This window comes from Pseudomonas sp. EL_65y_Pfl1_R83 (genome assembly GCF_963970695.1).
Classification (GTDB): Bacteria; Pseudomonadota; Gammaproteobacteria; order Pseudomonadales; family Pseudomonadaceae; genus Aquipseudomonas; species Aquipseudomonas tritici.
In genome coordinates this window covers 1-255 of sequence record NZ_CAXAQI010000550.1, presented here as the reverse complement: position 1 = coordinate 255, position 255 = coordinate 1, and the positions used below count along the sequence as shown (strand labels likewise).

Annotated in this window: 1 protein-coding gene; it reads left to right on the top strand. The window is 52.5% G+C overall.

Features of this window, described 5'->3' with window-relative positions; genetic code table 11:
• Positions 1 to 255 (top strand): transposase (locus tag AACY08_RS30285; RefSeq protein WP_339472760.1); only part of this gene is annotated, 255 nt, incomplete at both ends.

Below are 255 nucleotides of genomic sequence, written 5' to 3'. Positions count from 1 at the left end.
ATTGGGAGGTGCGAGAGGTCAGCTACGAAGTTCAGGGCAAGTTGAAAACAGTCATGACGTCGCTGCCAGCCAGCACTTACAGCGCCAGCGCCGTCGCCAAGCTTTATCAGGAAAGATGGGAAATCGAACTGGGTTTCAGAGATATCAAAAGCTCGATGCAGCAGAACGCAATGACCTTACGCAGCAAGAAGATCGACTTGGTGTATCAGGAGGTCTGGGGCTTGTTGCTTGCCTACAACGTGATTCGCCGCGAAG